This is a genomic window from Microbacterium sp. K27 (assembly GCF_004794435.1).
In the GTDB taxonomy this organism is placed as follows: domain Bacteria; phylum Actinomycetota; class Actinomycetes; order Actinomycetales; family Microbacteriaceae; genus Microbacterium; species Microbacterium maritypicum_A.
In genome coordinates this window covers 79,252-104,301 of sequence record NZ_SSDK01000026.1, presented here as the reverse complement: position 1 = coordinate 104,301, position 25,050 = coordinate 79,252, and the positions used below count along the sequence as shown (strand labels likewise).

The following is a 25,050-nucleotide window of genomic DNA, read 5'->3' as shown; positions in this document are numbered from 1 at the left end:
TGCCCCGGTTCCGCCGGCGGCGTGGTCGGCGGCACCGGCGGAACCGGGGCACCGGTCGCCGGAGCTGCAGGGCCTGCGGGAGGTGCGTAGCCGGGCTGCGCGGGCGGTGCGTACCCCGGCTGCGCGGGAGGCGCGTATCCCTGCGGTCCGGGCTGCGCGTAGCCCTGCGGAGCACCGTAACCGGGCTGCGGCGCCGCGGCCGACGTCTGAGCGGGGATGCCCTCCCACGCGGTGCGGTCGCCGAGCAGACCGTTGGCAGCCCAGGAAGCGGGCTGGATGCTCGGGTTCCAGCGCGACTTGTCGAACGCGTTGATGCCGAGCCACACCGGAGGCAGGAAGAAGTAGAGGACGACCCAGACAGCGTCCTTCTGCAGCTTCAGCCCGACGCGCCAGGCGGCGATCAGGTCGACCACGCGACCCGCGATGCCGACGAGCGGGAGGATCAGGAACCACCCGAGGAACGGGATAATCGCGCCGAGGATACCGGCACCCATCAGGTAGAGGACGAGCCAGGGGCTCAGATCGCCGAGCTTGTAGAAGATCATCGTGCTGTAGACGGGCACCCACGCGCGCCACTTCCCCTGCACTCCCGCCTTCTCGAAGATCTTCATGTAGAACCACGAGTAGAGTGCGTAGATGGCGAGTGGCAGGATCGTGTAGACCAGGGTCAGCGCGAGGATCGCTCCGCCTGACAGGCCGTCATAGCCGTAGTAGTCGTTCATGGTTCCCTCCAGAAAGTCATGATGCGGCATCATGCGCTGAACACACTAGCGCTTCCCGGGGTACGCGCGCATGTCTCTTACGCCGTCGGGCGCGTTCGACTCGTGGTCGCGCGTGGACGCACGGCGCACCCGGCCGATCCCGTGCTCACTCGTCGACGACGAGCTCCAGCACGCCCGGCTGTGCGCCATCGCGGAGAATGATCCCTCGCTTCTCCGCCCAGAGCCGAAGACCGCGAAGGGAACCGACCCGTGGTCGATCCTCGGCAATCGCCCGGACGAGTGCACCCTTCGATTTCTTGTTGAAGTGATTGAGGGCCCTCCCGTGCTCCGTCACGACCCGCACGTAAGCGGAGGAGACGGAGTCCGGCACGGGTCCCAGCGCGACGTACGCCTCACTCCGCAGGTCGAGCACGAACGACGGATCCGCCTCCGCGATCGCTGCAGAGGTGGCCTCCGCCCAATGCCGCCGAAGCGCGGGAAGCCCGGGGACGGAGGTGCCGGCGGCCAGCCGATACGTCGGGACCGCGTCGAGCGCGCCCACCGGTCCCAGCGGAGCGCTGTGGATCCAGACATGGGCACCCAGCCATCGACGGGACGCGACGGAGAGCGATCGGGCATCGAGCGCGTCGAACAGCACCCCCGTGTACCGGTCGATCGCGGGCATCGTGGGAGCGGAGCGAAGCGCCCTGTTGTGCGCGACATCGCCGCTCTGCCGAGCACTCAGCTTGAGCACCCGACGGGCAGCCTCTTCGTCGGCAGCGAGGTCGATCAGAGCCTCGACGACAGCGGCGCGCCGCTCGTTCAGAGACGGGAGTGCCAGCGACGCGAGGTCGAGCGGGGAACCCTCACCGCCCTCATGCTTGGTCTCCGAAGGAGGGAGCAGGATCTTCATGGAACCTCGGTGGATACAGACGCGTCCGCCTCGGAACCCGTGCGGGTGCCGAGGCGGACGCGTGAAACAGGAACTGCTAGGCGATCAGAGCCGCGTTGCCGGCAACGATCGTCAGGGTGTCGCCCTCCATCGAGAGGAACCCGTCCTGCGCGTTGGCCAGCACCTTGGTGCCATCCGACTGGGTGATGCGAACCTGGCCCTCGGCGAGGATGGCCAGCACCGGCTCGTGGCCGGTCATGAAGCCGATCTCGCCCTCGACGGTCTTGGCGACCACGAGGCTCGCCTCTCCCGTCCAGACCTCCGCATCAGCGGAGACGAGGCTGACATGCAGCGCCATGGTCAGCCGTTCTCCTTCTGGATCTTCGCCCACTGCTCTTCGACGTCGGAGATGCCACCGACGTTGAAGAAGGCCTGCTCGGCCACGTGGTCGAAGTCGCCGCGGGTGATCGCGTCGAACGACTCGATGGTCTCCTTCAGCGGGACGGTCGAACCTTCGACGCCCGTGAACTTCTTGGCCATGTAGGTGTTCTGCGAGAGGAACTGCTGGATGCGACGTGCACGCGACACGACGATCTTGTCTTCCTCGGAGAGCTCATCGACACCCAGGATGGCGATGATCTCCTGCAGCTCCTTGTTCTTCTGGAGGATCTGCTTGACGGTCGTCGCGACGCGGTAGTGGTCCTCGCCCAAGTAGCGGGGGTCCATGATGCGCGACGTCGAGGTCAGCGGGTCGATGGCCGGGTACAGACCCTTCGAGGCGATCTCACGAGAGAGCTCGGTCGTCGCGTCGAGGTGGGCGAACGTCGTCGCCGGAGCCGGGTCGGTGTAGTCATCGGCGGGCACGTAGATCGCCTGCAGCGAGGTGATCGAGTGACCACGCGTCGAGGTGATGCGCTCCTGGAGCACACCCATCTCGTCGGCGAGGTTCGGCTGGTAACCCACGGCGGAGGGCATACGGCCCAGCAGCGTGGAGACCTCGGAACCGGCCTGCGTGAAGCGGAAGATGTTGTCGATGAAGAGCAGAACGTCCTGCTTCTGCACGTCACGGAAGTACTCCGCCATCGTCAGAGCCGACAGGGCGACGCGAAGACGCGTTCCCGGCGGCTCGTCCATCTGGCCGAACACCAGGGCGGTCTTGTCGAAGACGCCCGCCTCTTCCATCTCGTGGATGAGGTCGTTGCCCTCACGGGTGCGCTCACCGACACCGGCGAACACCGACACACCACCGTGGTCCTGCGCGACGCGCTGGATCATCTCCTGGATGAGGACGGTCTTACCGACACCGGCTCCACCGAACAGACCGATCTTTCCACCCAGCACGTACGGGGTGAGGAGGTCGATCGACTTGATGCCGGTCTCGAACATCTGAGTCTTGGACTCGAGCTGGTCGAAGTTCGGGGCCTTGCGGTGGATCGGCCAGCGCTCGGTGACCTCGATGGTCTCGCCGGGCTCGAGGTTCAGCACCTCGCCGATGACGTTGAACACCTTGCCCTTGGTCACGTCGCCGACGGGGACCGAGATGGCCTCACCGGTGTCGCGGACTTCCTGGCCGCGGACGATGCCGTCGGTCGGGTTCAGCGCGATGGCGCGGACGAGGTCGTCGCCGAGGTGCTGAGCGACCTCGAGCGTGATCTCGGTGGACTCTTCGCCCATCGCGATCGTGGTCTTCAGCGCGTTGTAGATGTCGGGGATCGAGTCATGAGGGAACTCGATGTCGACAACCGGACCGTTGACGCGTGCGACGCGCCCGACGACCGCGGTCGCCGGCTGGTCAGCCGGAGCGGTGAGGGTCATTTTCGTCTCTTTCCTGATGGTCTATTTGCTCGAGAGGGCGTCGGCGCCGCCGACGATCTCGGCGATCTGCTGCGTGATCTCCGCCTGGCGCGCGTTGTTGCGCAGACGGGTGTAGTCGGTGATGAGCTTGTCGGCGTTGTCGCTGGCCGACTTCATCGCCTTCTGCGTCGCCGCCTGCTTTGCGGCAGACGACTGCAGGAGAGCGTTGAAGACTCGGCTCTGGATGTACACCGGCAGGATCGCGTCGAGAACAGTCTCGGCGTCCGGCTCGAACTCGTACAGCGGGTAAACGGTGTTACCGGCCTCCGACTCATCGGCTTCCGTGATCTCCAGCGGGAGCAGACGCACGGATTCGGGCGACTGCGTCATCATGCTGACGAAACGGTTGTACACGAGGTGGATCTCGTCGACGCCGCCGTCCTGTCCCCCGCGGGAGAAGGACTCGAGCAGCGTCGCGGAGATCTCCTCCGCGGTGTGGAACGACGGGGTGTCGGTGTCGCCCGTCCACTCCGCAGCGGCAGCAAGGCGTCGGAACTGGAAGTATCCGACGGCCTTGCGACCGATGAGGTAGAAGACCGGCTCCTTGCCCTGCTCCCGCAGGAGCTCCGCAACCTCGAGACCCTCACGGAGGATCTGCGAGTTGAAGGCTCCGGCGAGACCGCGGTCCGAGGAGAAGATCACGACCGCGGAGCGGGTGATGTTCTCGGACTCACGGGTCAGCGGGTGATCCACGTTCGAGTGCGTCGCGACGGCCGACACGGCCCTCGTCACGGCACGCGCGAAGGGAGTGGACGCCTTGACGCGTGCCATCGCCTTCTGGATGCGCGAAGCCGCGATGAGTTCCATCGCCTTCGTGATCTTCTTGGTCGTCTGAGCAGAAGAGATCTTCTGCTTGTAGACCCTGAGTTGAGCGCCCATATGTCAGTACCTCACGCGGTTACGCGCGACGACCCTTGACGATCTTCTCCTGGTTGACGTCTTCCGCCTCGGCCGCAGCGTGCTCTTCGTGACCCGGGGCGCCGATGGCGTGTCCCTTGCCACCCTGGAACTCCAGGATGAAGGCATCCGTCTGCTTGTCGAGCTCGGCGACCGTGGCGTCGTCGAGGACGTTGGTGTCGCGGAGGGTCTCGAGGACCTGGGTGTTGCGACGAAGGTAGTCCAGGAGCTCGCGCTCGAAGCGCAGCACATCGGAGACCTCGATCGTGTCGAGCTTGCCGTTGGTACCGGCCCAGATCGAGACGACCTGCTCTTCGACGGGGTACGGCGAGTACTGCGGCTGCTTGAGCAGCTCGGTCAGACGCGCACCACGGGAGAGCTGACGACGCGAAGCCGCGTCGAGGTCGGATGCGAACATCGCGAACGCCTCGAGGGAGCGGTACTGCGCGAGCTCCAGCTTCAACGTTCCGGAGACCTTCTTGATCGACTTGACCTGAGCGTCACCACCGACTCGCGAGACCGAGATACCCACGTCGACCGCAGGACGCTGGTTCGCGTTGAAGAGGTCGGACTGGAGGAAGATCTGGCCGTCGGTGATCGAGATCACGTTGGTCGGGATGTAGGCCGAGACGTCGTTCGCCTTGGTCTCGATGATCGGGAGACCCGTCATGGAACCGGCACCGAGCTCGTCGGACAGCTTCGCGCAACGCTCGAGCAGACGCGAGTGCAGGTAGAAGACGTCACCCGGGTAGGCCTCACGGCCCGGCGGGCGGCGCAGGAGGAGGGAGACGGCACGGTAGGCCTCAGCCTGCTTCGACAGGTCGTCGAAGATGATGAGGACGTGCTTGCCGCCGTACATCCAGTGCTGACCGATGGCGGAACCCGTGTAGGGAGCCAGGTACTTGAAGCCGGCGGGGTCGGACGCCGGAGCCGCCACGATCGTGGTGTACTCCAGAGCGCCGGCCTCTTCGAGCGCGCCCTTCACCGAAGCGATGGTCGAGCCCTTCTGGCCGATGGCGACGTAGATGCAGCGGACCTGCTTGTTGACGTCGCCAGACTCCCAGTTGGCCTTCTGGTTGATGATCGTGTCGATCGCGATGGCCGTCTTGCCGGTCTGGCGGTCGCCGATGATCAGCTGACGCTGGCCACGGCCCACGGGGATCATCGCGTCGATGGCCTTGATGCCGGTCTGCATCGGCTCGTGCACCGACTTGCGCTGCATGACGCCGGGAGCCTGGAGCTCGAGGGCGCGGACGCTCTCGGTCTCGATGGCACCGAGTCCGTCGATCGGGTTGCCGAGCGGGTCGACCACGCGGCCGAGGTAGCCGTCGCCGACCGGGACCGAGAGGACCTCGCCGGTGCGGGTGACTTCCTGACCGGCCTCGACGCCGGTGAACTCGCCGAGGACGACGACACCGATCTCGTGCTCGTTCAGGCTCTGTGCGAGACCCTTGGTGCCGTCGGCGAAGATGACGAGCTCGTTCGCCATGACGCCGGGCAGTCCCTCGACGTGCGCGATGCCGTCTGCGGCGTCGATGACGGTGCCGACCTCGGTCGCCCCGGCCCCGGAGGGCTCGTATGCTGCGGCGAAGTCCTTCAGCGCGTCACGGATGACGTCGGGGCTGATCGATAGTTCTGCCATTGTCTTCCCTTTGTATCTGGGTGCGCGGTTCCCCGCGCGAAGTCGTGTTAGCCCGCGAGCTTCTGGCGAAGGTCGGCGAGTCGTGCGGAGATGCTGCCGTCGATGACGTCATCGGCGATCTGCACGCGCAGGCCTCCGACGACGGCAGGGTCGATGACGACGTTGAGCGATACCTGGCCGTCGTAGCGACGCGAGAGCGAGTCGCTGAGACGGGCGCGCTGCGCGTCGCTGAGAGGGGCCGCGGTGTGCACCGTGGCGACCACTCGACCACGCTGGCTCGAGACGACGCTCATCGCCCGGTTCAGCAGCCGTCGGACCCGTCGCCCGCGCGGCTCGCGCACGAGCGACGTGATGATCAGCGTCGTCGCGGCGCTGGTGGAGCCTTCGGCCAGGAGGCGCTCGACGAGTGCACTCTTGGCGTCTTCTCCACCGACGCGGCTGCCCAGAGCGAGTTCGAGCTCGGGGTTCGCCGCGATCACCCGGGAGAATCCGAAGAGCTCCCCCTCGATGTCCGTGCCGGGCTCGGCGATCGCTGCGGCGCGGATCGCGAGCTCCTCGATACCGTCGACGAGCTCACCCGCGTGGGACCAGCGCTCGGCGACGGCGGTCTTCAAGACGCCTTGGGCGCCTGCGGAGAACCCGCCGAACACCGCGGCGACGACGTTCTGTCGTGCCGCGGCGGGAGCGGAAGGATCAGCAAGCGCGCCGCTCAGCTGGGACGACTCGCTCACGGCATGCGCGGCAGCGAACAGCTCCCGCGCGGTGTCGAGAGTGACGTCCTTCGCTGCGGCAAGCGTCTTGATGGATGCCGCGAGTGCCTGAGTGGTCGCGCTGCCCATTACTGAGCCGCCTTCTCGGATGCCTCGAGCTCGGCGAGGAAGCGATCGACGACAGCCGTCGCACGTGCGTCGTCGGAGAGCGTCTCGCCGACCACGCCACCGGCGAGGTCGAGAGCGAGCGATCCGACCTCGCTGCGCAGCGAGACGAGAGCGGTCTGACGCTCTGCTTCGATCTGCGTGTGCGCGGTGGCGGTGATGCGTGCGGCCTCGGCGGTCGCGGCGTCCTTCGCCTCGGCGACGATCTTCTTGCCGTCCTCGCGGGCGGCCTCGCGGATCTCGCCGGCCTCGGTACGCGCCTCGGCGAGCTGACGCGTGTACTCCTCGAGTGCCGCCTCCGCCTGCTTCTGCGCCTCGTCGGCCTTGGCGATGTTGCCCTCGATGGCGGCGGACCGCTCGTCGAGCATCTTCGTCAGCTTGGGAAGGGCGACCTTCCACACGACGATGAGGATGATGAGGAACCAGAGGCCCGACCAGATGATGTCGTACCACGCCGGGATGAGCGGGTTGTTAACCGCGCCCTCCTCTGCTGCGAGGTTCGTGACAAGAGCGTTCAGCATCCTGTCTCCTTCAGAAGTCGGTTCGGATTACGGGAAGGGGATGAATCCGACGGCGATGCCGACGAATGCAAGCGCCTCGGTGAAGGCGATACCGATCCACATGAGGACCTGGAGACGGCCGGCCAGCTCGGGCTGACGAGCGACGCCCTCGATGGTCTTGCCCACGACGATGCCCACACCGATGGCCGGGCCGATGGCTGCGAGGCCGTAGCCGATCACCGCGAGGTTGCCGTTGATGTCAGCGAGAACCGTAGTTGCGTCCACGGGGTTTTTCCTTTCGTTGGGTGGGAGGGCTGTTGCCCGCCCGCTCAGTGCTCTTCTGCGACCGCGAGCTGGATGTAGACCGCGGTGAGGACGGTGAAGACGTATGCCTGGAGGACGGCGACCAGAATCTCGAAGAGAGTGAAGGCGCCGCCGAAGGCGAGGGTTCCGATACCGAGAGCGGCCCAGCCGCCACCCGCGGTGAAGAAGAAGAACTGGGTCGCTGCGAAGCAGAGGACCAGGATCATGTGACCGACGACCAGGTTCATCAGCAGTCGCAGGGTGAGGGTCACCGGGCGGATGATGAAGGTCGAGATCAGCTCGATGGGCGTGACGATGAAGTACACGGGCCACGGCACACCGGAGGGGAAGAGCGAGTTCTTGAAGAAGTTCTTGGGGCTCTTCTTGATGCCGGCGTAGATGAAGGTGACGTAGCTGACCACCGCGAGCGTGAGCGGCACCGCGATGATCGCCGTACCCGGCATGTTCAGGAACGGGATGATGCCGGTGATGTTCATGAACAGCGTCATGAAGAAGATGGTCATCAGGATCGGGAGGAACCGGTCACCGTCCTTGCGACCGAGCAGGTCGTGGGCGATGCCGCCACGGACGAAGCCGAGGCCCATCTCGACGACGCTCTGGAAACGTCCGGGGACGACCTTCATGCGTCGGGTGCCGAGCCAGAGGATGAGGACCACGGCGATCACCGAGAGCAACTGGATCAGGTGGATCCGGTTCACCGGGATGGGTCCTACGTGGAAGAGGATCTCCGGAAAGAACTCATCGATCGAAGGGCCGTGGAACTCGCCGTCGGTGGCAAGTCGGGGGGTCAGGGTCGCAGCGATATTAAACAGCGCGGGCTCCAGCTTCGGGGCACCGGTCAGAACCGGGGCGACGATGGTCGGTGTGCTTCACAGCGCAAGCGCTCGCGGGCGAGCGGCGGGCACGTCTCAACACTATCAGAATCTGAGGGTCCCCTAAGACCGCTGGCCACCCTCGACCGGCCCGCCGTCGATGTGATTGGCCGCGCCGGGGGCACGATCCTCGGGCACCTCGGTCGGCAGCGTGGTGTCGCTGACGTTCGGGAGCCGCATCTGGGTGAGCACGACGACGTCGATGACGAGCGACATGAGCACACCGGCGACGATCGAGAGGAAGAAGACCATCGGCTGCAGCCACGGCTGACCGGCGAGGAGGATCATCACGACAACGAACAGGCCGAGCTTCAGCAGCCAGCCGCCCAGGACGATCGCGAAGAACAGCTGCACGTACAGCGGATCCCCGAACCAGCGGTTGGCGATCAGGATGCTGAGTCCGGTGATCCCGAGGAAGACGGCAGCCAGGACGACACCGAGCAGGCCGCTGACGAGCCCCTCCCCCTGGGCGACGAGATAACCGACTCCGCCCGCCACGATCGCGAGCACCGCGGTGGCGATCGCCGACCAGATCAGGGTCCGGCGCAGGATCGGCGTGCTGGAAACGGGGCTCGGGCTCATCAGGACTCCACGGGTGTCGGTTCGGGTTCGGCGCCCGCTGCGCTCTTCCTGCGGCGGGTGGGACTCAGCGTGACGACGAGGCAGGCGGCGATGCCCACGATGCCGAAGCCGACGCCCGGCAGATACTGGCCGGGCCAGTCCTCCCGGGCACCGACGTACATCAGGAGGACGGCGAGCGAGACGACGGCCGTCCAGGCATAGAAGATGAGCACGGCGTCGCGGTCGCGGTGACCGAGATCGAGCATGCGGTGATGCAGGTGCTTCCGGTCGGGCGAGAACGGCGAGCGACCGGCGCTCATCCGGCGGAGCACGGCGAGCCCGAAGTCGAGCAGCGGGAGCAGCACGACCAGCAGTGGCAGCAGGATGGGCAGGAACGCGCCGACCAGCTGGGAACGCCCGAGACGCTCGGGGTCGAGGGCGGACGGGTCCATCTGCCCGGTGATCGCGATCGCCGATGTGGCCATCAGCAGGCCGATCACCAGCGCCCCGGAATCGCCCATGAAGATCTTCGCCGGACTCCAGTTCAACGGCAGGAAGCCGAGGCAGGCGCCGATGAGCACCGCCGCGATGAAGGTCGAGAGGTTGAAGTAGCTGGACGCGCCCGAGTCGCGCGTGAAGATGTAGGAATAGGCGAAGAACACACCGTTCGAGATCAGGCACACGCCCGCGACGAGCCCGTCGAGCCCGTCGATGAAGTTCACCGCGTTCATCACGATGACGATCGCGAACATCGTGATGGTGATGCTCAGCCAGCTCGATACCACGATGAGGTCACCGAACGGCAACGAGAGGATCTGCAGGCCGCCACCGACGGTGATGACGCCCGCCGCCAGGAACTGCGCGCCCAGCTTGATCATCCAGTCGATGTCCCACAGGTCGTCGACGACCCCGATGATCGCGATCAGCAGCGAGGCGCCGAGGATCGACCACATGGTCTGCGGGGGGATCCAGATGCTCTGGAAGAAGGGATTGATCGCGGAGAACCCGAACGCCGCGGCGATGGCGAGGAAGATCGCGACGCCGCCCAGACGGGGCTTGGGCGTGGTGTGCACGTCACGGTCGCGGATGGCGGGGTACAGCTTGAACCGGAGGCTCAGCTTCCACACCGCCCAGGTCAGTACGAACGTGATCGCGGCGGTGAGGATGATCGTGAAGAGATACTGCTTCACGAATCCCCGTCCTGGTCCGGCGCATGCTGGTGGTGATGCTCGTGCTCGGCATCGTCCTCGGGCTCGAGGAGATCTCCGAGCACCTCCTGCAGCTGCGCCCGTGTCACGGCGCCGTCGCGGAGGATGCGCACGCCTCCCGTCTCGGAGTCCGCACCGCGGCGGACCAACGAGGTCGCATCGACGATGGTCGACGCGATGCCGTTCTTGCTCAGTCCGTCCGCCAGGTAGACCGCGACGCTGTCACCCAGCATCTTCTCGGCGTCGTACGCGGAGATGGCGGCGGCCTCTCCCGTCAGGTTCGCGCTGGAGACGGCCAGTGGACCGGTCTCCGCGAGCAGTTCGAGTGCGACCCGCCCCTCCGGCATGCGGACGGCGACGGTGCCGAGCGTCTCACCGAGGTCCCAGACCAGCGACGGCTGCGCGGGCAGCACGATCGTGAGGCCACCGGGCCAGAACGCCTCGACCAGCCGCTCCACCGGTTCGGGGACCGATTCGGCGAGGGCGGCGAGTGTCTCCTTCGTGCCGATCAGCACGGGCGGCGGCTGGTCGCGGCCCCGCCCCTTCGCGTCGAGGAGTCGCTGGACGGCGGCCGGCGAGAAGGCATCGGCGCCGACGCCGTACACCGTGTCTGTGGGGATGACGATGAGGTCGCCACGGCCGATCGCCTGGCGCGCATGGCGCATGCCGGCGAGGAGCTGCGACTCGTCGCTGCAGTCGAAGATGGTTGACATGACGACTCGATTCTATGCGGCGCGGCCGGTGAGCACGCTCCGAGGTTGCTGATCAGGGTCGGAGTGCGGTGGTGGTGCGATCGCGCAGTGTCAGATCGCGATGTGTCGCCGCCGCGCGCCAGCCGTCGAGGGTGAGGATCTCCCTGATCGATTCGCCCTGCAGTTCGCCGTGCTCGATGACCAGCAGGCCCCCGGGACGAAGCAATCGCAGCGCCCGCGAGCTGAGTACGCGCACGATGTCGAGCCCGTCCTCTCCCCCGTACAACGCCATCGCCGGATCGAAGAGTCGCACCTCCGGATCGCGCGGGATCGCGGCGTCGGGCACGTACGGCGGATTCGAGATGACCACGGACGCCGTGCCCTCGAGTTCCGGGAACGCCTCGCCCAGGTCGGACAGGACGAGTGTCAGGTTGTCGATCCCTGCGACGTTTCGACGCGCCCAGGCGTGGGCATCCGCGGAGAGCTCGGCCGCGAAGATGCGGGCGTGCGGCACCTCGGTGGCCATCGCGAGGGCGATCGCGCCACTCCCGGTTCCGAGATCGATCCCGATCGGGGCGGTCTCCGCCGAGTTCAGCAGGGCGTCGATGGCGTACTGGACGACGGTCTCGGTCTCCGGACGCGGCACGAAGACGCCGGGACCGACGGCGAGCTCGAGGTGGCGGAACGGCGCGGTACCGGTGATGTGCTGCAGCGGCTCACGGGCAGCCCGACGCGTGATGAGGACGTCGAGAGCCGCTGCCGTCTCGTCGTCGACGTCGTCTCCGCGAACGATCGCCGCCTGCACCTCGCCGCGCCGACGGCCGAGCACGTGACCGGCGAGGAGCTCGGCGTCGACCAGCGGATCGGGGACCCCGACGTCGGCGAGACGCTGGGCAGCCGTGCGGACCACGGCGGCGAGGGAGGTGTCGGACATGTCTTCCAGCGTAGAGCGCGCGCTGACGTCACAAAGCCTCGCCCATAGGGACGCTCCCCTAGGCTGGTGCGGCAGCGACCCCCGCACAGGAAGGCTCACCATGCCCGGTATCCACTCCGACATCACGACCGCTTTCGGCAACACCCCGCTCGTCCGGCTGAACAGGGTGACCGAGGGACTGGGCGCCACCGTCCTCGCCAAGCTCGAGTACTACAACCCCGCGTCGAGCGTGAAGGATCGGATCGGCATCGCCATGATCAACGCCGCCGAGGCATCGGGCGAGCTGAAGCCGGGCGGCACGATCGTCGAGTCGACCAGCGGCAACACCGGCATCGCCCTCGCGATGGTGGGTGCCGCGCGCGGCTACCGGGTGATCCTCACGATGCCTGCCTCCATGTCGAAGGAGCGCCGGGTCCTGCTCAAGGCGTTCGGCGCGGAGATCGTGCTCACCGATCCCACCAAGGGCATGAGCGGTGCGATCGAGGAGACCAAGCGCATCGTCGCCGAGACCCCCGGCGCGATCTGGATCCGGCAGTTCGAGAACGCCGCGAACCCCCAGATCCACCGCGAGACCACGGCGCAGGAGATCCTGCGCGACACCGACGGCGCCGTCGACATCCTCGTCGCGGGCGTCGGTACCGGTGGGACCGTCACCGGAACCGGCCAGGCGCTCAAGGCCGCCAAGCCCGGCGTCCAGGTGATCGCCGTCGAGCCCAAGGACTCCCCCGTGCTGACCGAGGGACGCCCCGGCCCCCACAAGATCCAGGGGATCGGCCCGAACTTCGTCCCCGACGTGCTCGACCGCGACGTGCTCGACGAGATCCTCACGGCGGAGTTCGACGAGTCCATCCGCGTCGCGCGTGAGCTCGCGGCCAAGGAGGGTCTCCTCGTCGGCATGTCGTCGGGTGCTGCCGTCGCCGCGGCGCTCAAGGTCGCCGCCCGTCCGGAGAACGCCGGCAAGACGATCGTCGTCGTGATCCCGGACACCGGTGAGCGCTATCTCTCCACCGCGCTGTTCGAGGACCTGCGCGAAGACTGAGGCTGTCGATGGGCATTTTCGGGCGGATGCGCGAGGACATCGCGGCAGCGCGCCTCCGCGATCCAGCCGCGCGCAGCGCCGTCGAAGTCGCTCTGCTGTACCCCGGCCTGCATGCCATCTGGGCGCACCGCGTCTCGCACGCGCTCTGGCGGCGACGGCTGCGCCTGCTCGCGCGCGCCGGTTCGCAGGTCTCGCGCTGGCTCACGGGGATCGAGATCCACCCCGGTGCGAGGATCGGCCGGCGGTTCTTCATCGATCACGGAATGGGCGTCGTGATCGGGGAGACCGCCGTGGTGGGCGATGACGTGATGCTCTACCACGGCGTCACGCTCGGCGGACGCACGCGGACGTCGGGCAAGCGTCACCCCACGCTCGGAGACGGCGTCGCCGTGGGCGCCGGTGCCAAGATCCTGGGGCCCGTCACGATCGGCGCGGGATCCGTGGTCGGTGCCAACGCCGTCGTCACCCGCGATGCCCCGGCCGACAGCGTGCTCGTCGGGGTGCCGGCGAAGCCGCGCCACCGCACGCTCGGAGAAGACACCAGGGCCCTCCTCACCGCTCCCGACCACTACGCGATCTGAACCCGCTGCCGCGTGGGCCCGTCAGCGGCGTGCGGACTTCACGGACGCGACCTTCTTGCGCAGGAAGATGAGAGGGAGCACCACGCTGCCCACCGCGGTGATCAGCCACACGATGACCGAACCGAGCAGCCATCCGGTGAGGTCCGTGATGCGGAGCCCGCCGATGGGGAGCAGGACGACCACGATGAGGGAGATCAGCGTCGAGAAGATCCCGATGCCTCCCATCAGCACCGGCGCGTAGCGATTGGCGACCTTGGCGACCCACGGCGCGAGCACGCTCTGCAGGATCGCGAAGATCAGGATGCAGATGACGAAGCCCCACCACTTGTCCCATTCGATCTCGAAGCCGTCGAGCAGGAGGTCGGCGGCGATCAGGCCGAGACCGGCCGACACCACGTAGAGCAGGCCGCGGAAGAGGAATGTGATCACGCGCCGAGCATAGCGCTCCGCACGCCGGCCGACGGGGAACGCGGCATCCGCGCTCCCCGTCGGCGGGTCGTCACTGCGCCACGAAGAACGGGACGGCGCCGGTCAGGATGCCGACACCGAGCATGACCAGCGAGACGATCGTCGCACGCCACAGCACCTTGCGGTGGTGATCGCCGAGGTTGACGCTCGCGAGCGACACGAGCAGCAGGATCGCCGGCACGAGCGGGCTCTGCAGGTGCACGGGCTGCCCCGTGATGGACGCCCTCGCCATCTCGACAGGATCGATGCCGAAGTTCGCCGCGCTCTGGGCGAGCACCGGGAGGATGCCGAAGTAGAACGCATCGTTCGACATGAAGAACGTGAACGGGATCGAGAGGACGCCGGTGATCGGCGCCAGGAACGGTCCGAGGGCCGGCGGCAGCACGTTCGTGATCCAGGTGGCCATCGCATCGACCATCCCGGTGCCGGTGAGCACGCCGACCAGGACCCCGGCCGCGATGACCATGGAGACGACCCCCACGATGCTCGGAGCGTGCGCCACGATCTCCGACGCCTGTTCCTTGATGCCGCGGAAGTTGATGACGAGGGCCAGCCCGGCACCCACCATGAACACGTACGGCAGCGGCAGGATGTCGAGCACCAGCAGCACCATCACCGCGACGGTGAGCACCAGGTTGAACCAGATGAGCTTCGGCCGGAGGGTGGGGCGTGCAGGATCCAGCATCGTGTCGGCCATGGCCGTATCGGCGGGATCGACGTTCGCGGCCGAGACAGGGGCGTGTCCACCGGCGACGACCACCAGGTTCCCGGTGCGCAGCGACGCACGTGCACCCGGCTTCGGCTCGGCTCCGCGGAAGATCTTCGGCACCGTCGAGAGCGATCCCCCGTCGGCCCCGACCAGCAGCCCCTCGGAGTCCAGCCGTCCGAGTCGACGGCGTTCCTGCAGCCCCAGGATCCACGCGAAGCCGAGCGTCACGACGATCCCGGCGCCCAGCGCGGGAAGCATCGGGACGAAGATGTCGGTCGGCTGCAGTCCCAGAGCGGTCGCCGCCCGGACCGTGGGCCCTCCCCACGGCACGATGTTCAGGGTGCCGTTCATGAGTCCGGCGACGCACGTCAGCACGACCGGGCTCATCCCCAGTCGGAGGTATATCGGCAGCATCGCCGAGGTCGTGATGATAAAGGTCGTCGAGCCGTCGCCGTCGAGGGACACCGCACCGGCGAGGATCGCGGTGCCGAGCACCACCTTGGCGGGATCGTCTCCGAGCAGGCGGGTGATCAGCCGGATGAGGGGATCGAAGAGCCCCACGTCGATCATGATGCCGAAGAACATGATCGCGAACATGAGCAGCGCCGCGGTCGGGGCCATCGCGCCGATCGCGTCGAGGATCATGTCGCCGAGGCCGAGGCCCGCTCCCGCGAAGAGTCCGAACGCGGTCGGTACGAGGATCAGGGCCACCATGGGTGTGAGGCGCTTGGTCATGATGAGCGTCATGAACGCGAGCACCATGGTGAATCCGAGGAGCACCAGCACCCACTCGGGCGGTACGAACGCCACGTCGTAGGTCGGCGCCTCTTCGGCGGCCGCGAACAGGCCGGTGAGTGCGTCTGGCATGCGTTGACTCCTTCGTCGTGGCTCCGTCATCGGCGACGGATCCCGTCGAGACTAAGCAATCGACGACGTCCGGGTGCGGTATCCCGCATTCCCTGACGTTGTGCGCGTATCGTGGGTTCTGCGCATATTGCGCGGTATGAGCGTAGGAGAAGCACGGTGCCGAGGACGATGTCGACCAGACCGCGGTTCGCCACGCGCGCCCTGCTGCTCCAGCTCGCCACGGTGACCCTCGTCGTCGCCCTCTGCACGGGCGTGTATCTGCTGCTCACCGTGCAGCAGTTGCGCGCAGAGGCCGAGTCGACCGCGATGGGCATCGCCCGCACCCTCGCCGAGGACCCGCAGGTGCGTGCAGAGGTCACGCGCATCTCCCTCTCGGAGGGCACTCCCGACGCGGCGGAGCTGCGCGACGGCGACCTGCAGCGCATCGCCTCCGACGTGACGAGCCGCACCGGAGCGCTGTTCGTCGTGCTCACCGATGACAACGGCATCCGACTCGCGCACCCCACTCCCTCGCGCATAGGCGAAGAGGTCAGCACTCCCTACGAGGAGGTGCTCGCCGGCGCGGAGGTGGTCGACTGGCAGACGGGCACACTCGGCGAATCCGCACGGGCGAAAGTCCCCGTCCGCGACGACGCCGGCACGCCGGTGGGCGAGGTCAGCGTGGGGTTCGAGCGTGCCGGGGTGTTCGATGATCTCCCTCCCCTGCTGACGGTGATCGGATTCACGGCGGCGGGCGCGCTCGCCCTGGCCGGCCTCGCATTCCTGCTGCTCCGCCGGCGCTGGGAGCGTCTGACCTTCGGAGTCCAGCCGGAAGAACTCGTGGCACTCGTCCAGAACCAGACGGCGGTGCTGGACGGCGTGGTCGACGGCGTCGTCGCCGTCGACCCCCGAGGAGTGGTGCGCGTGAGCAATGCCGCCGCCGATCGCCTGCTGGGGCTCGACGATCCCATCGGAAGGCCCATCGAGGAACTCGGCCTGGCGACAGCCGTCCTCGAGGCGGCGACAGGCGCACGCACCCGTTCCCGTGCCATCGTCGGCGACCGGATGCTCTACCTCGACTCGCGCCCCGTGGTGCGCGACGGCCACGCGCTCGGCGACGTGCTGATCGTGCGTGATCGCACGGATCTGGTCGCCCTGACCGAGCGCCTGGAGACCGTCAGGACGATGACGGCGGCGTTGCGCGTACAGCGGCACGAGTTCGCCAACCGCATGCATGTGGTGGCCGGGCTCATCGACGCCGATCGGGTGCGAGAGGCGCGCGCGTTCCTCGGCGAACTCGTGGAGCGGGGTCCGGTGGTGTTCCCCGTCGAGGGATTGGAACTCCTCGGTGATCCCTTCCTGCACTCGTTCCTCGGCGCCAAGGGCGTCGAGGCCGGCGAGCGCGGGGTGGCCCTTCGAATCGCGGACGACACCCAGCTGCTCGGGACCGTCCGCGAGGCGGAAGACGTCGCCGCCGTGCTCGGCAACCTCATCGACAACGCCGTCACCGCCGCCGTCGCAGGTGAGCGGAGACCACGCTGGGTCGAGGTCGCCGTGCTGGACGACGGCGACGCCCTCGTGTTCACCGTCTCCGATTCGGGGTCCGGCCTCGGGAGCAGCGACCCGTCGACGCCGCGGTCGCGGGAGCAGGATGCCGCCGGAGACGTGCACGGGCACGGGATCGGGCTGCCCCTCTCGACGGAGATCGCCCGTCGGAGCGGTGGAGACCTCTGGGTGATCGATCCGGGCGGGCCCGACAGCGGCGCGGTGTTCGCCGCACGCATCGGCGGTGCCGTCGACAGAGCCCGCCACGATGAGAAGGAGAACACATGACCGAGCCTCTGCGCGTGCTCATCCTCGACGACGACTTCCGAGTGGCCCAGCTGCATCAGGGCATCGTCGAGGAGCACCCCGGCTGCACCGTCACCGAGACCGTCCGCTCCCTCGCAGAGGCACGCGACAGCATCCGCTCATCGTGCCCTGACCTCCTCATCGCCGACGTCTTCCTCCCGGACGGCGACGGCATCGCGCTCGTACGGGAGTCCGGGGTCGACGCCATCCTCATCTCCGCGGCCGACGACGCCTCCACCGTGCGCAGGGCGCTTCGGTCGGGGGCGGTGGGCTACCTCGTGAAGCCGTTCGAGCGACGAGCGCTGTCGAGCCTCCTCGACCGCTACATCCGTTATCGGAACCTCCTCAGCGGTGACCGTGCGCTGCGCCAGGAAGACATCGATCGCGCCGCGGCGATCCTGCACGGTGCAGGTGAGCCGGTGTCGATCTCGCGCTCGGCGACGGAGCAGCTCGTGCTCGCGGCACTCGGCGACGGCGAAGCCTCAGCCGCCGAGATCGGCGAACGCGTCGGGATCTCCCGCGCGACCGCACAACGGCATCTGGCGGCGCTGGCCGCCAGGACCGTCGTCGAGGTTCGACTCAACTACGGCACGACAGGACGTCCCGAGCATCGGTACATCGCACGGACCTGACTCGGGGCGCGTGCCCCTCGCTCAGGACTCGGAGCCGACCGCGGCGAGCCGGGCTTCCTCGTCGGCGGTGATGGCGCTCTCGATCAGCGGATCGAGCGCGCCGTCCATCACCTGATCGAGGTTGTACGCCTTGAACCCGGTGCGATGATCCGCGATGCGGTTCTCGGGGAAGTTGTAGGTGCGGATGCGCTCCGAGCGGTCCATGCCCCGGATCTGCGATCGGCGGGCGTCGGAAGCCGCGGCGTCGAGTTCCTCCTGCTGTCGCGCGAGCAGACGGGCGCGCAGCACACGCATGCCGGCCTCGCGGTTCTGCAGCTGGGACTTCTCGTTCTGCATCGAGACGACGATGCCGGTCGGCACGTGCGTGATGCGCACGGCGGAGTCCGTCGTGTTCACGGACTGGCCGCCGGGGCCGGACGACCGGAAGACGTCGATCTTCAGGTCGTTCTGTTCGATGTGGATCTCCTCCGGCTCATCGACCTCGGGGAACACGAGCACACCGGTGGTGGAGGTGTGGATGCGCCCCTGCGATTCGGTCGCCGGCACACGCTGCACCCGATGAACTCCGCCCTCGTACTTCAGGTGCGCCCAGACGCCCTGTGCGGGATCGGAGGACGAGCCCTTGATCGCGACCTGGACGTCCTTATAGCCGCCGAGGTCGGATTCGTTGCGCTCGAGCAGCTCCGTCTTCCAGCCCTTGGAGGCCGCGTACTGGATGTACATGCGCAGCAGGTCGGCGGCGAACAGCGCGGATTCCGCGCCGCCCTCCCCCGCCTTGATCTCCATGATCACGTCACGGGCGTCGTCCGGGTCGCGCGGGATCAGCAGACGTCGGAGGCGCTCCTGCGAGAGCTGAAGCTCCTCCTCCATCGCCGGGATCTCCGCGGCGATGGACTCGTCCTCGCGGGCGAACTCGCGAGCGGTCTCCAGATCGTCGGTGGCAGCGACCCAGGCCTCGTACGCGGCGACGATGCGCGACAGCTCGGCGTAGCGGCGGTTGACGCGCTTGGCCCGGGCGGCGTCGGCGTGCACCGCCGGGTCGGAGAGCTCCTCCTGCACCCGGCGATGCTCATCGATCAGAGTCTGGACGGACTCGAACACGGCTCAGCCGCTCAGCGGATGTTGTTGTCGTGCCCGTGCGCACCCGAGGGGAGCGTCGGGATCGACTTCTGCATCTGCACGAGGAACTCGACGTTCGAGTTGGTCTCCTTGAGCTTGCCGAGCACGACCTCGAGGGCCTGCTGCTGGTCGAGGCCGGCGAGGGCGCGACGCAGCTTCCAGGTGATCTTGACCTCGTCGGCCGAGAGCAGCATCTCCTCGCGACGAGTGCTCGATGCGTTCACGTCGACCGCCGGGAAGATGCGCTTGTCGGCCAGCTGGCGGGACAGACGCAGCTCGCTGTTGCCGGTGCCCTTGAACTCCTCGAAGATGACCTCGTCCATCTTGGAGCCGGTCTCGACCAGCGCCGTGGCGAGGATCGTGAGGGATCCGCCGTTCTCGATGTTGCGCGCAGCGCCGAAGAAGCGCTTGGGCGGGTACAGCGCCGACGCGTCGACACCACCGCTGAGCACACGACCCGATGCCGGGGCCGCCAGGTTGTAGGCCCGGCCGAGGCGGGTGATCGAGTCGAGCAGCACCACGACGTCGCGGCCGAGCTCGACCAGGCGCTTCGCGCGTTCGATCGCGAGTTCGGCGACGGTCGTGTGGTCTTCGGCCGGACGGTCGAACGTCGAGGCGATGACCTCGCCCTTGACCGAGCGCTCCATGTCGGTGACCTCTTCGGGGCGCTCGTCGACGAGCACGACCATGAGGTGGACCTCCGGGTTGTTCTGCGCGATCGCGTTCGCGATCTGCTGCAGGACGATGGTCTTTCCGGCCTTGGGCGGCGCGACGATCAGGCCACGCTGGCCCTTGCCGACCGGGGCGACCAGGTCGATGATGCGCTGGGTCAGCTTCTCCGGAGCCGTCTCCATGCGCAGGCGCTCCTGCGGGTACAGCGGGGTGAGCTTGCCGAACTCCACGCGGGTGGCCGCGTCGTCGATCGAGAGGCCGTTGATCGAGTCGACCTTGACGAGGGCGTTGTACTTCTGGCGCCCCTGCTGCTCGCCCTCACGCGGCTGCTTGATCGAACCGACGACCGCGTCGCCCTTGCGCAGGTTGTACTTCTTCACCTGACCGAGCGACACGTACACGTCGCTCGGACCGGCGAGGTATCCGGTCGTACGGACGAACGCGTAGTTGTCGAGCACGTCGAGGATGCCGGCGATCGGGATCAGGACATCGTCCTCGCCGATCTCGGTGTCGAACTCGTCGGTCGGCACACCGCTGCGGCGCTTGTTGCGCTGACGGTTGCGGTTGTTGCCACCGGCCTGGTCGTCATCGGCAGCGGGCTGTGCCTGCTGCTCCTGCGCCGCGCCGTTCTGGCCACGTCCGCGGTTGCGGCTGCGGTTGCGGTTGCGACCGCGGCCACCCTGCTCCTCGCCACCGTCGGACGAGTCCGAGTCGCCGTTCTGCGAGTTCTCCGCAGGCGCGGCGTCGGAACCGGTTTCCGCCGTCGGCTCGGCAGCGGGCGCCTCGGCGTCGGCAGCGGGCTTCTGTGCTCCGCGGCGTCCGCGCCCGGTCGTCTTGGGTGCGGGCTCGGCCGGAGCCTCGGCCGTGGCAGTAGCTGCGGCATCGGCAGCAGGCGCTTCGGCGGCAGTGGTATCCGCGGCAGGAGCCTCGGCATCCGCCTTCTTCGCACGGCTGCGGCTCGGGCGCTTCGCCTTCGGCGCGGCTTCTGCGGCATCTGCGCCGGCGGATGCGGAATCGGCTGCAGCCGCCTCCGGTGCGGCATCCGTCTTCGCTGCCTTCTCGGCCTTCGCCGCCTCGGCCTTCTCGGCCTTGGCCGCAGCCGTCGCAGTGCTCGCACGACGCGGTGCGCGCTTGCGGGCAGGCGCGGACTCGGTCGTCGACTCCGCGGATGCCGCGGGTGCCTCGGCGGTGGGCGCCGACTGATCGTTCTGGGTCTCGGAGAGGTTCTCCACGAGTACTCCCTTATATGTCATGGGGAATGAGCGTTGAACGCACACAACGGGTGCTGCGCGCGATCGCACGGGCTGACGCTCGGCGCCAGCCAGCCTCGGCAGGCGGCTCTGGAATGAGCTCTACCACAGGGGTTTGCGTGCGGGTCTTGCAAGAGATGCAATGGGGCCAGATTCACGCAGTTACGTGGAGCCCTCCGCTCGAGTCCCCACTGTACCACCACGGACGTCGACTGCGAGCAGGAGCGCCTCCCACGGGGTGTCGGTGACTCGATCGGCCAGCTCGACCGCATCCTGGCGGCTGCCGGGACCGTCGGCAAGCACGAGGACGCTCGGGCCGGCTCCGGAGACGACGGCCGCGAAGCCTGCGGCCCGCAATGCCTGCACGAGACGCTGCGTCTCGGGCATGGCTCCGGCCCGGTAGTCCTGGTGCAGGCGGTCGGCGGTCGCGTCCAGGAGGAGTTCGGGGCTCTGCATCAGAGCGGCGATCAGCAACGCCGAGCGCGAGACGTTGAACACGGCATCGGCGGTGGACACCTGCGGGGGCTGCAGCGATCGCGCCTGCGACGTCGACATCGTGTACGCGGGGACGAGCACGAGAGGCGACACGCCGCGATGCACGAGCAGCTTCTTGTGCTGTGGTCCGCGCTCGGACATCCACGCGATCGTCAGCCCGCCGAACAGCGCCGGAGCCACGTTGTCGGGGTGGCCCTCCAGCTCGGTCGCGAGGCGGAGGAGGTCGGTGTCGCCGATCTCGACGTCGCCCGCGAGCAGCCCCTTCGCGGCGAGGACTCCCGCGGCGACGGCGGCTCCGGAGGACCCGAGGCCGCGACCGTGCGGCACGCCGTTCTCGGCGACGATCCGCAGCCCGGGTACCGGGCGGCCAGCGTCGGCGAAGACGTACGCGATGGTGCGGACGATCAGGTTCGACTCGTCGCGGGGGATCTCGGTCGCGCCGGATCCCGTCACCTCGATCTCCAACTGCCCCGGAGGCAGGGCCGTCACCTCGAGGGTGTCGTAGATGCTGAGCGCCAGGCCCAGCGTGTCGAAGCCGGGGCCGAGGTTGGCGCTCGTCGCGGGAACCCGCACCTCGACGGTGCGCCCCGGCACCGCGTCGCCTGCGGCCGGCGCGAGGGCTGCCGCCATCGTCACTCGCCTTCCACCCGGAGCACCGAGACCACGCGGGCCACGACCTCGCTGTCGGCGAGAGCGTCGACGGTGGCGCTGAGGGCCTGCTCGGTCGCGCGATGCGTGCCGATGATCAGACGGGCGGTCGGTTCGTCCTCCCCCTCGACGGTCTGCACGACCGTCGCCACCGAGACGTCGCCGTCGCTGAGGATGCTCGCGACGGTGGCCAGCACGCCGGGCGCATCCGCGACCTCGAGCGTGATCTGGTAACGGGTGGTGACGTGGCCGATCGGCACGACGGGAAGGTTGGCGCGAGTGGACTCCCCCACCCCGACCCCGCCGGCGATGTGGCGACGGGCGGCCGAGACGACGTCGCCGAGCACCGCGGACGCGGTCTGCACACCGCCGGCACCTGCACCGTAGAACATCAGCGAGCCGGCGGCCTCGGCCTCGACGAACACCGCGTTGTTCGCGCCGTGCACGGAGGCGAGCGGATGCGAGGTGGGCACCAGGGCCGGGTAGACCCGCACCGAGATGGACTCGGCGCCGTTCGCCTCGATGCGCTCGCAGACGGCGAGCAGCTTGATCACGAAGCCGGCGGCGCGAGCCTCTTCGATCATGGAGGCCGTGATCGAGGTGATGCCCTCGCGGTAGACGGCGTCGAGCGGGACCGCGGTGTGGAACGCGAGACTCGCGAGGATGGCGGCCTTCTGCGCGGCGTCGTACCCCTCGACGTCGGCCGTGGGATCGGCCTCTGCGTAGCCCAGGCGCTGCGCATCGGCGAGCACGTCGGCGAAGTCGGCACCCTCGGTGTCCATCCGGTCGAGGATGTAGTTGGTGGTGCCGTTCACGATGCCCATGATGCGCACCACACGGTCGCCGGCGAGCGAGTCGCGCAGCGGACGGATGATCGGGATCGCTCCCGCGGCCGCGGCCTCGTAGTACACGGAGGCGCCCACGCGGTCGGCCGCCTCGAAGAGTTCGGGCCCGTGCGTCGCCAGCAGCGCCTTGTTGGCTGTCACGACGTCGGCTCCGGATCCGATCGCCTGCAGGATGCTCGTGCGGGCCGGCTCGATTCCGCCGATGAGCTCGATCACGATGTCGGCACCCAGGATCAGCGACTCGGCGTCGGTGGTGAAGAGCTCTTTGGGCAGGTCGACGTCACGGGGAGCGTCGATGTCGCGCACGGCGATGCCGGCGAGCTCCAGTTCGGCGCCGGCACGGTCGGCGAGCTCGTCGCCGTGTCGCAGCAGGAGTGCCGCCACCTGAGAGCCGACCGCTCCGGCACCCAGCAGCGCCACGCGAAGTCGTCGGTAGTCAGTCATGGTTACTCCTTCGGAGGTGGGTCATTGGTCTCCCTCGGGGGCGCTCGCCCCGTCGATGCCCGCGTCGCGGGCCAGCACGTCGTCGATGGTCTCGCCGCGGACGATGACCGTAGAACGTCCATCGCGCACGGCGACGACCGGCGGACGCGGCACATGGTTGTAGTTGCTCGCGAGCGAGACGCAGTACGCGCCGGTCGCCGGAACCGCGAGCAGATCGCCCGGCACGAGGTCGTCGGGCAGGTACTCGTGGTCGACGACGATGTCGCCGGACTCGCAGTGCTTGCCGACCACGCGGCTGAGGCGGGGCCCGCCCTCGCCCACGCGGGAGGCGAGCCGTGCGGAGTACTGGGCCCCGTACAGAGCGGGACGCGCGTTGTCGCTCATGCCGCCGTCGACGCTGATGTAGCGGCGTACGGCTCCGGAATCGATCGTGACGTCCTTGGTCGTGCCGACCTCGTAGATCGTGACGCCCGCCGTACCGACGATGGCACGGCCCGGCTCGAAAGAGAGCGCAGGGACGGGGATGCCCCGAGCGGCGCAGTCCTCGGCGACGGCGGTGATGATCGCGCCTGCGAGTTCCTCGATGGGCGTCGGGTCGTCGACGCGCGTGTAGGCGATGCCGAAGCCGCCGCCGAGGTTGAGCTGCGGCACGGGGCCGCTCTCGAGCAGCGCCGCATGCAGGTCGAGCACGCGGGACGCCGATTCGCGGAACCCGGCGACGCCGAAGATCTGCGATCCGATGTGGCAGTGCAGACCGGCGAAGACCAGGCCGGGGATCTCACGGATGCGCGCGACGGCCTTCTCCGCATCCGGGAGCGGGAAGCCGAACTTCTGGTCCTCGTGAGCGGTCGCGAGGAAATCATGGGTCTCGGCATGGACCCCGCTGATCACGCGCACCAGCACACGCTGCGTGGCTCCGGTGCGAGCGGTGATCGCCGCGAGGCGCTCGATCTCGACGGCGCTGTCGACGATGATCGTGCCGACGCCGACCTCGACGGCTCTCTCCAGCTCGGCGACCGACTTGTTGTTGCCGTGGAAGCCGATGGATGCCGGCACGACACCGGCCGCGAGAGCCACCGCCAGCTCTCCCCCGGTGCACACGTCGACGCGAAGTCCCTCGTCGACCACCCACCGCGCGACCGTGGTGCAGAGGAACGCCTTGCCCGCGTAATAGACCTGAGCCGTGGTGCCGTTCTCGGCCGCCGCCTGGTCGAAGGCGAGCCGGAACCGCCGTGCACGCCCCCGCACCTCGTCTTCGTCGAGCACCAGCAGCGGGGTGCCGTAGGTGCGGGCGAGCGTGGTGGCGCTGACGCCCGCGATGTCGAGAACGCCGTCGGGATCGCGCACCGCGGAGGCGGGCCAGACGCCGTCGGCGAGGTCGTTCGCGTCTTCGGGGACGGCGAGCCATTCCGGAGCGAGCGAATCGGCAGGGAGAAGCACTGATCACCAATCGTGGGAAGGATCTCGGGCGGGGCACGCACATCGAGGCTGACCCGATT

At 68.2% G+C, this 25,050-nt stretch carries 25 protein-coding genes; 4 read left to right on the top strand and 21 right to left on the bottom strand.

The features are described 5' to 3' along the window. From DW307_RS02025 to prmC, 14 genes are all read right to left on the bottom strand, one after another. Nucleotides 1-722: DUF5684 domain-containing protein (locus DW307_RS02025; protein WP_136023780.1), on the bottom strand; the 722-nt coding region annotated here is incomplete at its 3' end. A gap of 145 nt (nt 723-867) precedes the next feature. Then, nucleotides 868-1,614: a YaaA family protein gene (locus tag DW307_RS02020; RefSeq protein WP_029266479.1), complete on the bottom strand. Its 747-nt coding sequence runs from the start codon at nt 1,612-1,614 to the stop codon at nt 868-870. Between the two features lie 76 nt (nt 1,615-1,690). Then, nucleotides 1,691-1,951: a F0F1 ATP synthase subunit epsilon gene (locus DW307_RS02015; protein ID WP_017830988.1), complete on the bottom strand. Its 261-nt coding sequence runs from the start codon at nt 1,949-1,951 to the stop codon at nt 1,691-1,693. 2 nt (nt 1,952-1,953) lie between these two features. Next, nucleotides 1,954-3,408, bottom strand: a complete 1,455-nt coding sequence (atpD, locus tag DW307_RS02010) for a F0F1 ATP synthase subunit beta (protein WP_017830989.1) — start codon at nt 3,406-3,408, stop codon at nt 1,954-1,956. Nucleotides 3,409-3,429: 21 nt separating this feature from the next. Continuing rightward, entirely contained in the window at nt 3,430-4,326 is an 897-nt protein-coding gene (locus DW307_RS02005) for a F0F1 ATP synthase subunit gamma (protein ID WP_017830990.1), read from the bottom strand. Nucleotides 4,327-4,345: 19 nt separating this feature from the next. Beyond that, a complete protein-coding gene (atpA, locus tag DW307_RS02000) occupies nt 4,346-5,986 on the bottom strand; it encodes a F0F1 ATP synthase subunit alpha (RefSeq protein ID WP_021199376.1) in 1,641 nt (546 codons plus the stop codon). Between the two features lie 47 nt (nt 5,987-6,033). Beyond that, complete coding sequence (locus tag DW307_RS01995; protein ID WP_021199375.1) at nt 6,034-6,825, bottom strand: F0F1 ATP synthase subunit delta; 792 nt, start codon at nt 6,823-6,825, stop codon at nt 6,034-6,036. Then, nucleotides 6,825-7,382, bottom strand: a complete 558-nt coding sequence (locus tag DW307_RS01990) for a F0F1 ATP synthase subunit B (protein ID WP_021199374.1) — start codon at nt 7,380-7,382, stop codon at nt 6,825-6,827. Before DW307_RS01990 ends, DW307_RS01995 begins: the two co-directional genes overlap by 1 nt. A 27-nt stretch (nt 7,383-7,409) precedes the next feature. Further along, entirely contained in the window at nt 7,410-7,646 is a 237-nt protein-coding gene (atpE, locus tag DW307_RS01985; protein ID WP_021199373.1) for an ATP synthase F0 subunit C, read from the bottom strand. A 44-nt stretch (nt 7,647-7,690) separates the two neighbouring features. After that, nucleotides 7,691-8,488: a F0F1 ATP synthase subunit A gene (gene atpB, locus DW307_RS01980; RefSeq protein ID WP_036271459.1), complete on the bottom strand. Its 798-nt coding sequence runs from the start codon at nt 8,486-8,488 to the stop codon at nt 7,691-7,693. 132 nt (nt 8,489-8,620) lie between these two features. Next, the gene (locus DW307_RS01975) at nt 8,621-9,139 is read right to left on the bottom strand and encodes a hypothetical protein (protein ID WP_021199371.1); all 519 of its coding nucleotides are present in this window, start codon (nt 9,137-9,139) and stop codon (nt 8,621-8,623) included. Then, nucleotides 9,139-10,308 carry an MraY family glycosyltransferase gene (locus tag DW307_RS01970; protein ID WP_021199370.1) on the bottom strand — a complete coding sequence of 390 codons (1,170 nt, stop codon included), beginning with the start codon at nt 10,306-10,308 and terminating at the stop codon, nt 9,139-9,141. The genes DW307_RS01975 and DW307_RS01970 overlap by 1 nt, the downstream gene beginning before the upstream one ends. After that, nucleotides 10,305-11,039 (bottom strand): L-threonylcarbamoyladenylate synthase, encoded by a 735-nt coding sequence (locus DW307_RS01965; protein ID WP_029266472.1) that lies wholly within the window; start codon nt 11,037-11,039, stop codon nt 10,305-10,307. The genes DW307_RS01970 and DW307_RS01965 overlap by 4 nt, the downstream gene beginning before the upstream one ends. 52 nt (nt 11,040-11,091) lie before the next feature. Further along, nucleotides 11,092-11,952, bottom strand: coding sequence for a peptide chain release factor N(5)-glutamine methyltransferase (gene prmC, locus DW307_RS01960; protein ID WP_029266470.1), 861 nt, complete (start codon nt 11,950-11,952; stop codon nt 11,092-11,094). 100 nt (nt 11,953-12,052) lie between these two features. Here prmC and cysK point away from each other — a divergent pair, with 100 nt between their 5' ends. Together cysK and epsC are read left to right on the top strand one after the other, a co-directional pair. After that, nucleotides 12,053-12,991: a cysteine synthase A gene (gene cysK, locus DW307_RS01955; RefSeq protein ID WP_029266468.1), complete on the top strand. Its 939-nt coding sequence runs from the start codon at nt 12,053-12,055 to the stop codon at nt 12,989-12,991. A gap of 8 nt (nt 12,992-12,999) precedes the next feature. After that, on the top strand, nt 13,000-13,572 hold the full coding sequence (epsC, locus tag DW307_RS01950; protein ID WP_029258405.1) for a serine O-acetyltransferase EpsC: 573 nt from the start codon (nt 13,000-13,002) through the stop codon (nt 13,570-13,572). Nucleotides 13,573-13,593: 21 nt separating this feature from the next. On the opposite strand, the gene DW307_RS01945 is transcribed toward epsC, so the two are convergent. Next, nucleotides 13,594-14,001, bottom strand: coding sequence for a phage holin family protein (locus DW307_RS01945; RefSeq protein ID WP_029258406.1), 408 nt, complete (start codon nt 13,999-14,001; stop codon nt 13,594-13,596). A gap of 70 nt (nt 14,002-14,071) precedes the next feature. Beyond that, entirely contained in the window at nt 14,072-15,616 is a 1,545-nt protein-coding gene (locus tag DW307_RS01940) for a CitMHS family transporter (RefSeq protein WP_029258407.1), read from the bottom strand. 168 nt (nt 15,617-15,784) lie between these two features. On the opposite strand from DW307_RS01940, the gene DW307_RS01935 reads away from it, so the two are divergent. After that, entirely contained in the window at nt 15,785-17,428 is a 1,644-nt protein-coding gene (locus DW307_RS01935) for a sensor histidine kinase (RefSeq protein WP_136023779.1), read from the top strand. Beyond that, complete coding sequence (locus DW307_RS01930; RefSeq protein ID WP_136023778.1) at nt 17,425-18,078, top strand: response regulator; 654 nt, start codon at nt 17,425-17,427, stop codon at nt 18,076-18,078. Before DW307_RS01935 ends, DW307_RS01930 begins: the two co-directional genes overlap by 4 nt. A gap of 21 nt (nt 18,079-18,099) precedes the next feature. On the opposite strand, the gene prfA is transcribed toward DW307_RS01930, so the two are convergent. From prfA to lysA, 5 genes are all read right to left on the bottom strand, one after another. Then, nucleotides 18,100-19,179 carry a peptide chain release factor 1 gene (prfA, locus tag DW307_RS01925; RefSeq protein ID WP_136023777.1) on the bottom strand — a complete coding sequence of 360 codons (1,080 nt, stop codon included), beginning with the start codon at nt 19,177-19,179 and terminating at the stop codon, nt 18,100-18,102. An 11-nt stretch (nt 19,180-19,190) separates the two neighbouring features. Then, nucleotides 19,191-21,122 carry a transcription termination factor Rho gene (gene rho / locus DW307_RS01920; RefSeq protein ID WP_240750448.1) on the bottom strand — a complete coding sequence of 644 codons (1,932 nt, stop codon included), beginning with the start codon at nt 21,120-21,122 and terminating at the stop codon, nt 19,191-19,193. Between the two features lie 159 nt (nt 21,123-21,281). Next, a complete protein-coding gene (gene thrB, locus DW307_RS01915; RefSeq protein WP_029258410.1) occupies nt 21,282-22,244 on the bottom strand; it encodes a homoserine kinase in 963 nt (320 codons plus the stop codon). Nucleotides 22,245-22,246: 2 nt separating this feature from the next. Further along, nucleotides 22,247-23,551 carry a homoserine dehydrogenase gene (locus tag DW307_RS01910; protein ID WP_021199358.1) on the bottom strand — a complete coding sequence of 435 codons (1,305 nt, stop codon included), beginning with the start codon at nt 23,549-23,551 and terminating at the stop codon, nt 22,247-22,249. 21 nt (nt 23,552-23,572) lie between these two features. Then, on the bottom strand, nt 23,573-24,991 hold the full coding sequence (gene lysA / locus DW307_RS01905; protein WP_029266452.1) for a diaminopimelate decarboxylase: 1,419 nt from the start codon (nt 24,989-24,991) through the stop codon (nt 23,573-23,575). Nucleotides 24,992-25,050: the final 59 nt, after the last annotated feature.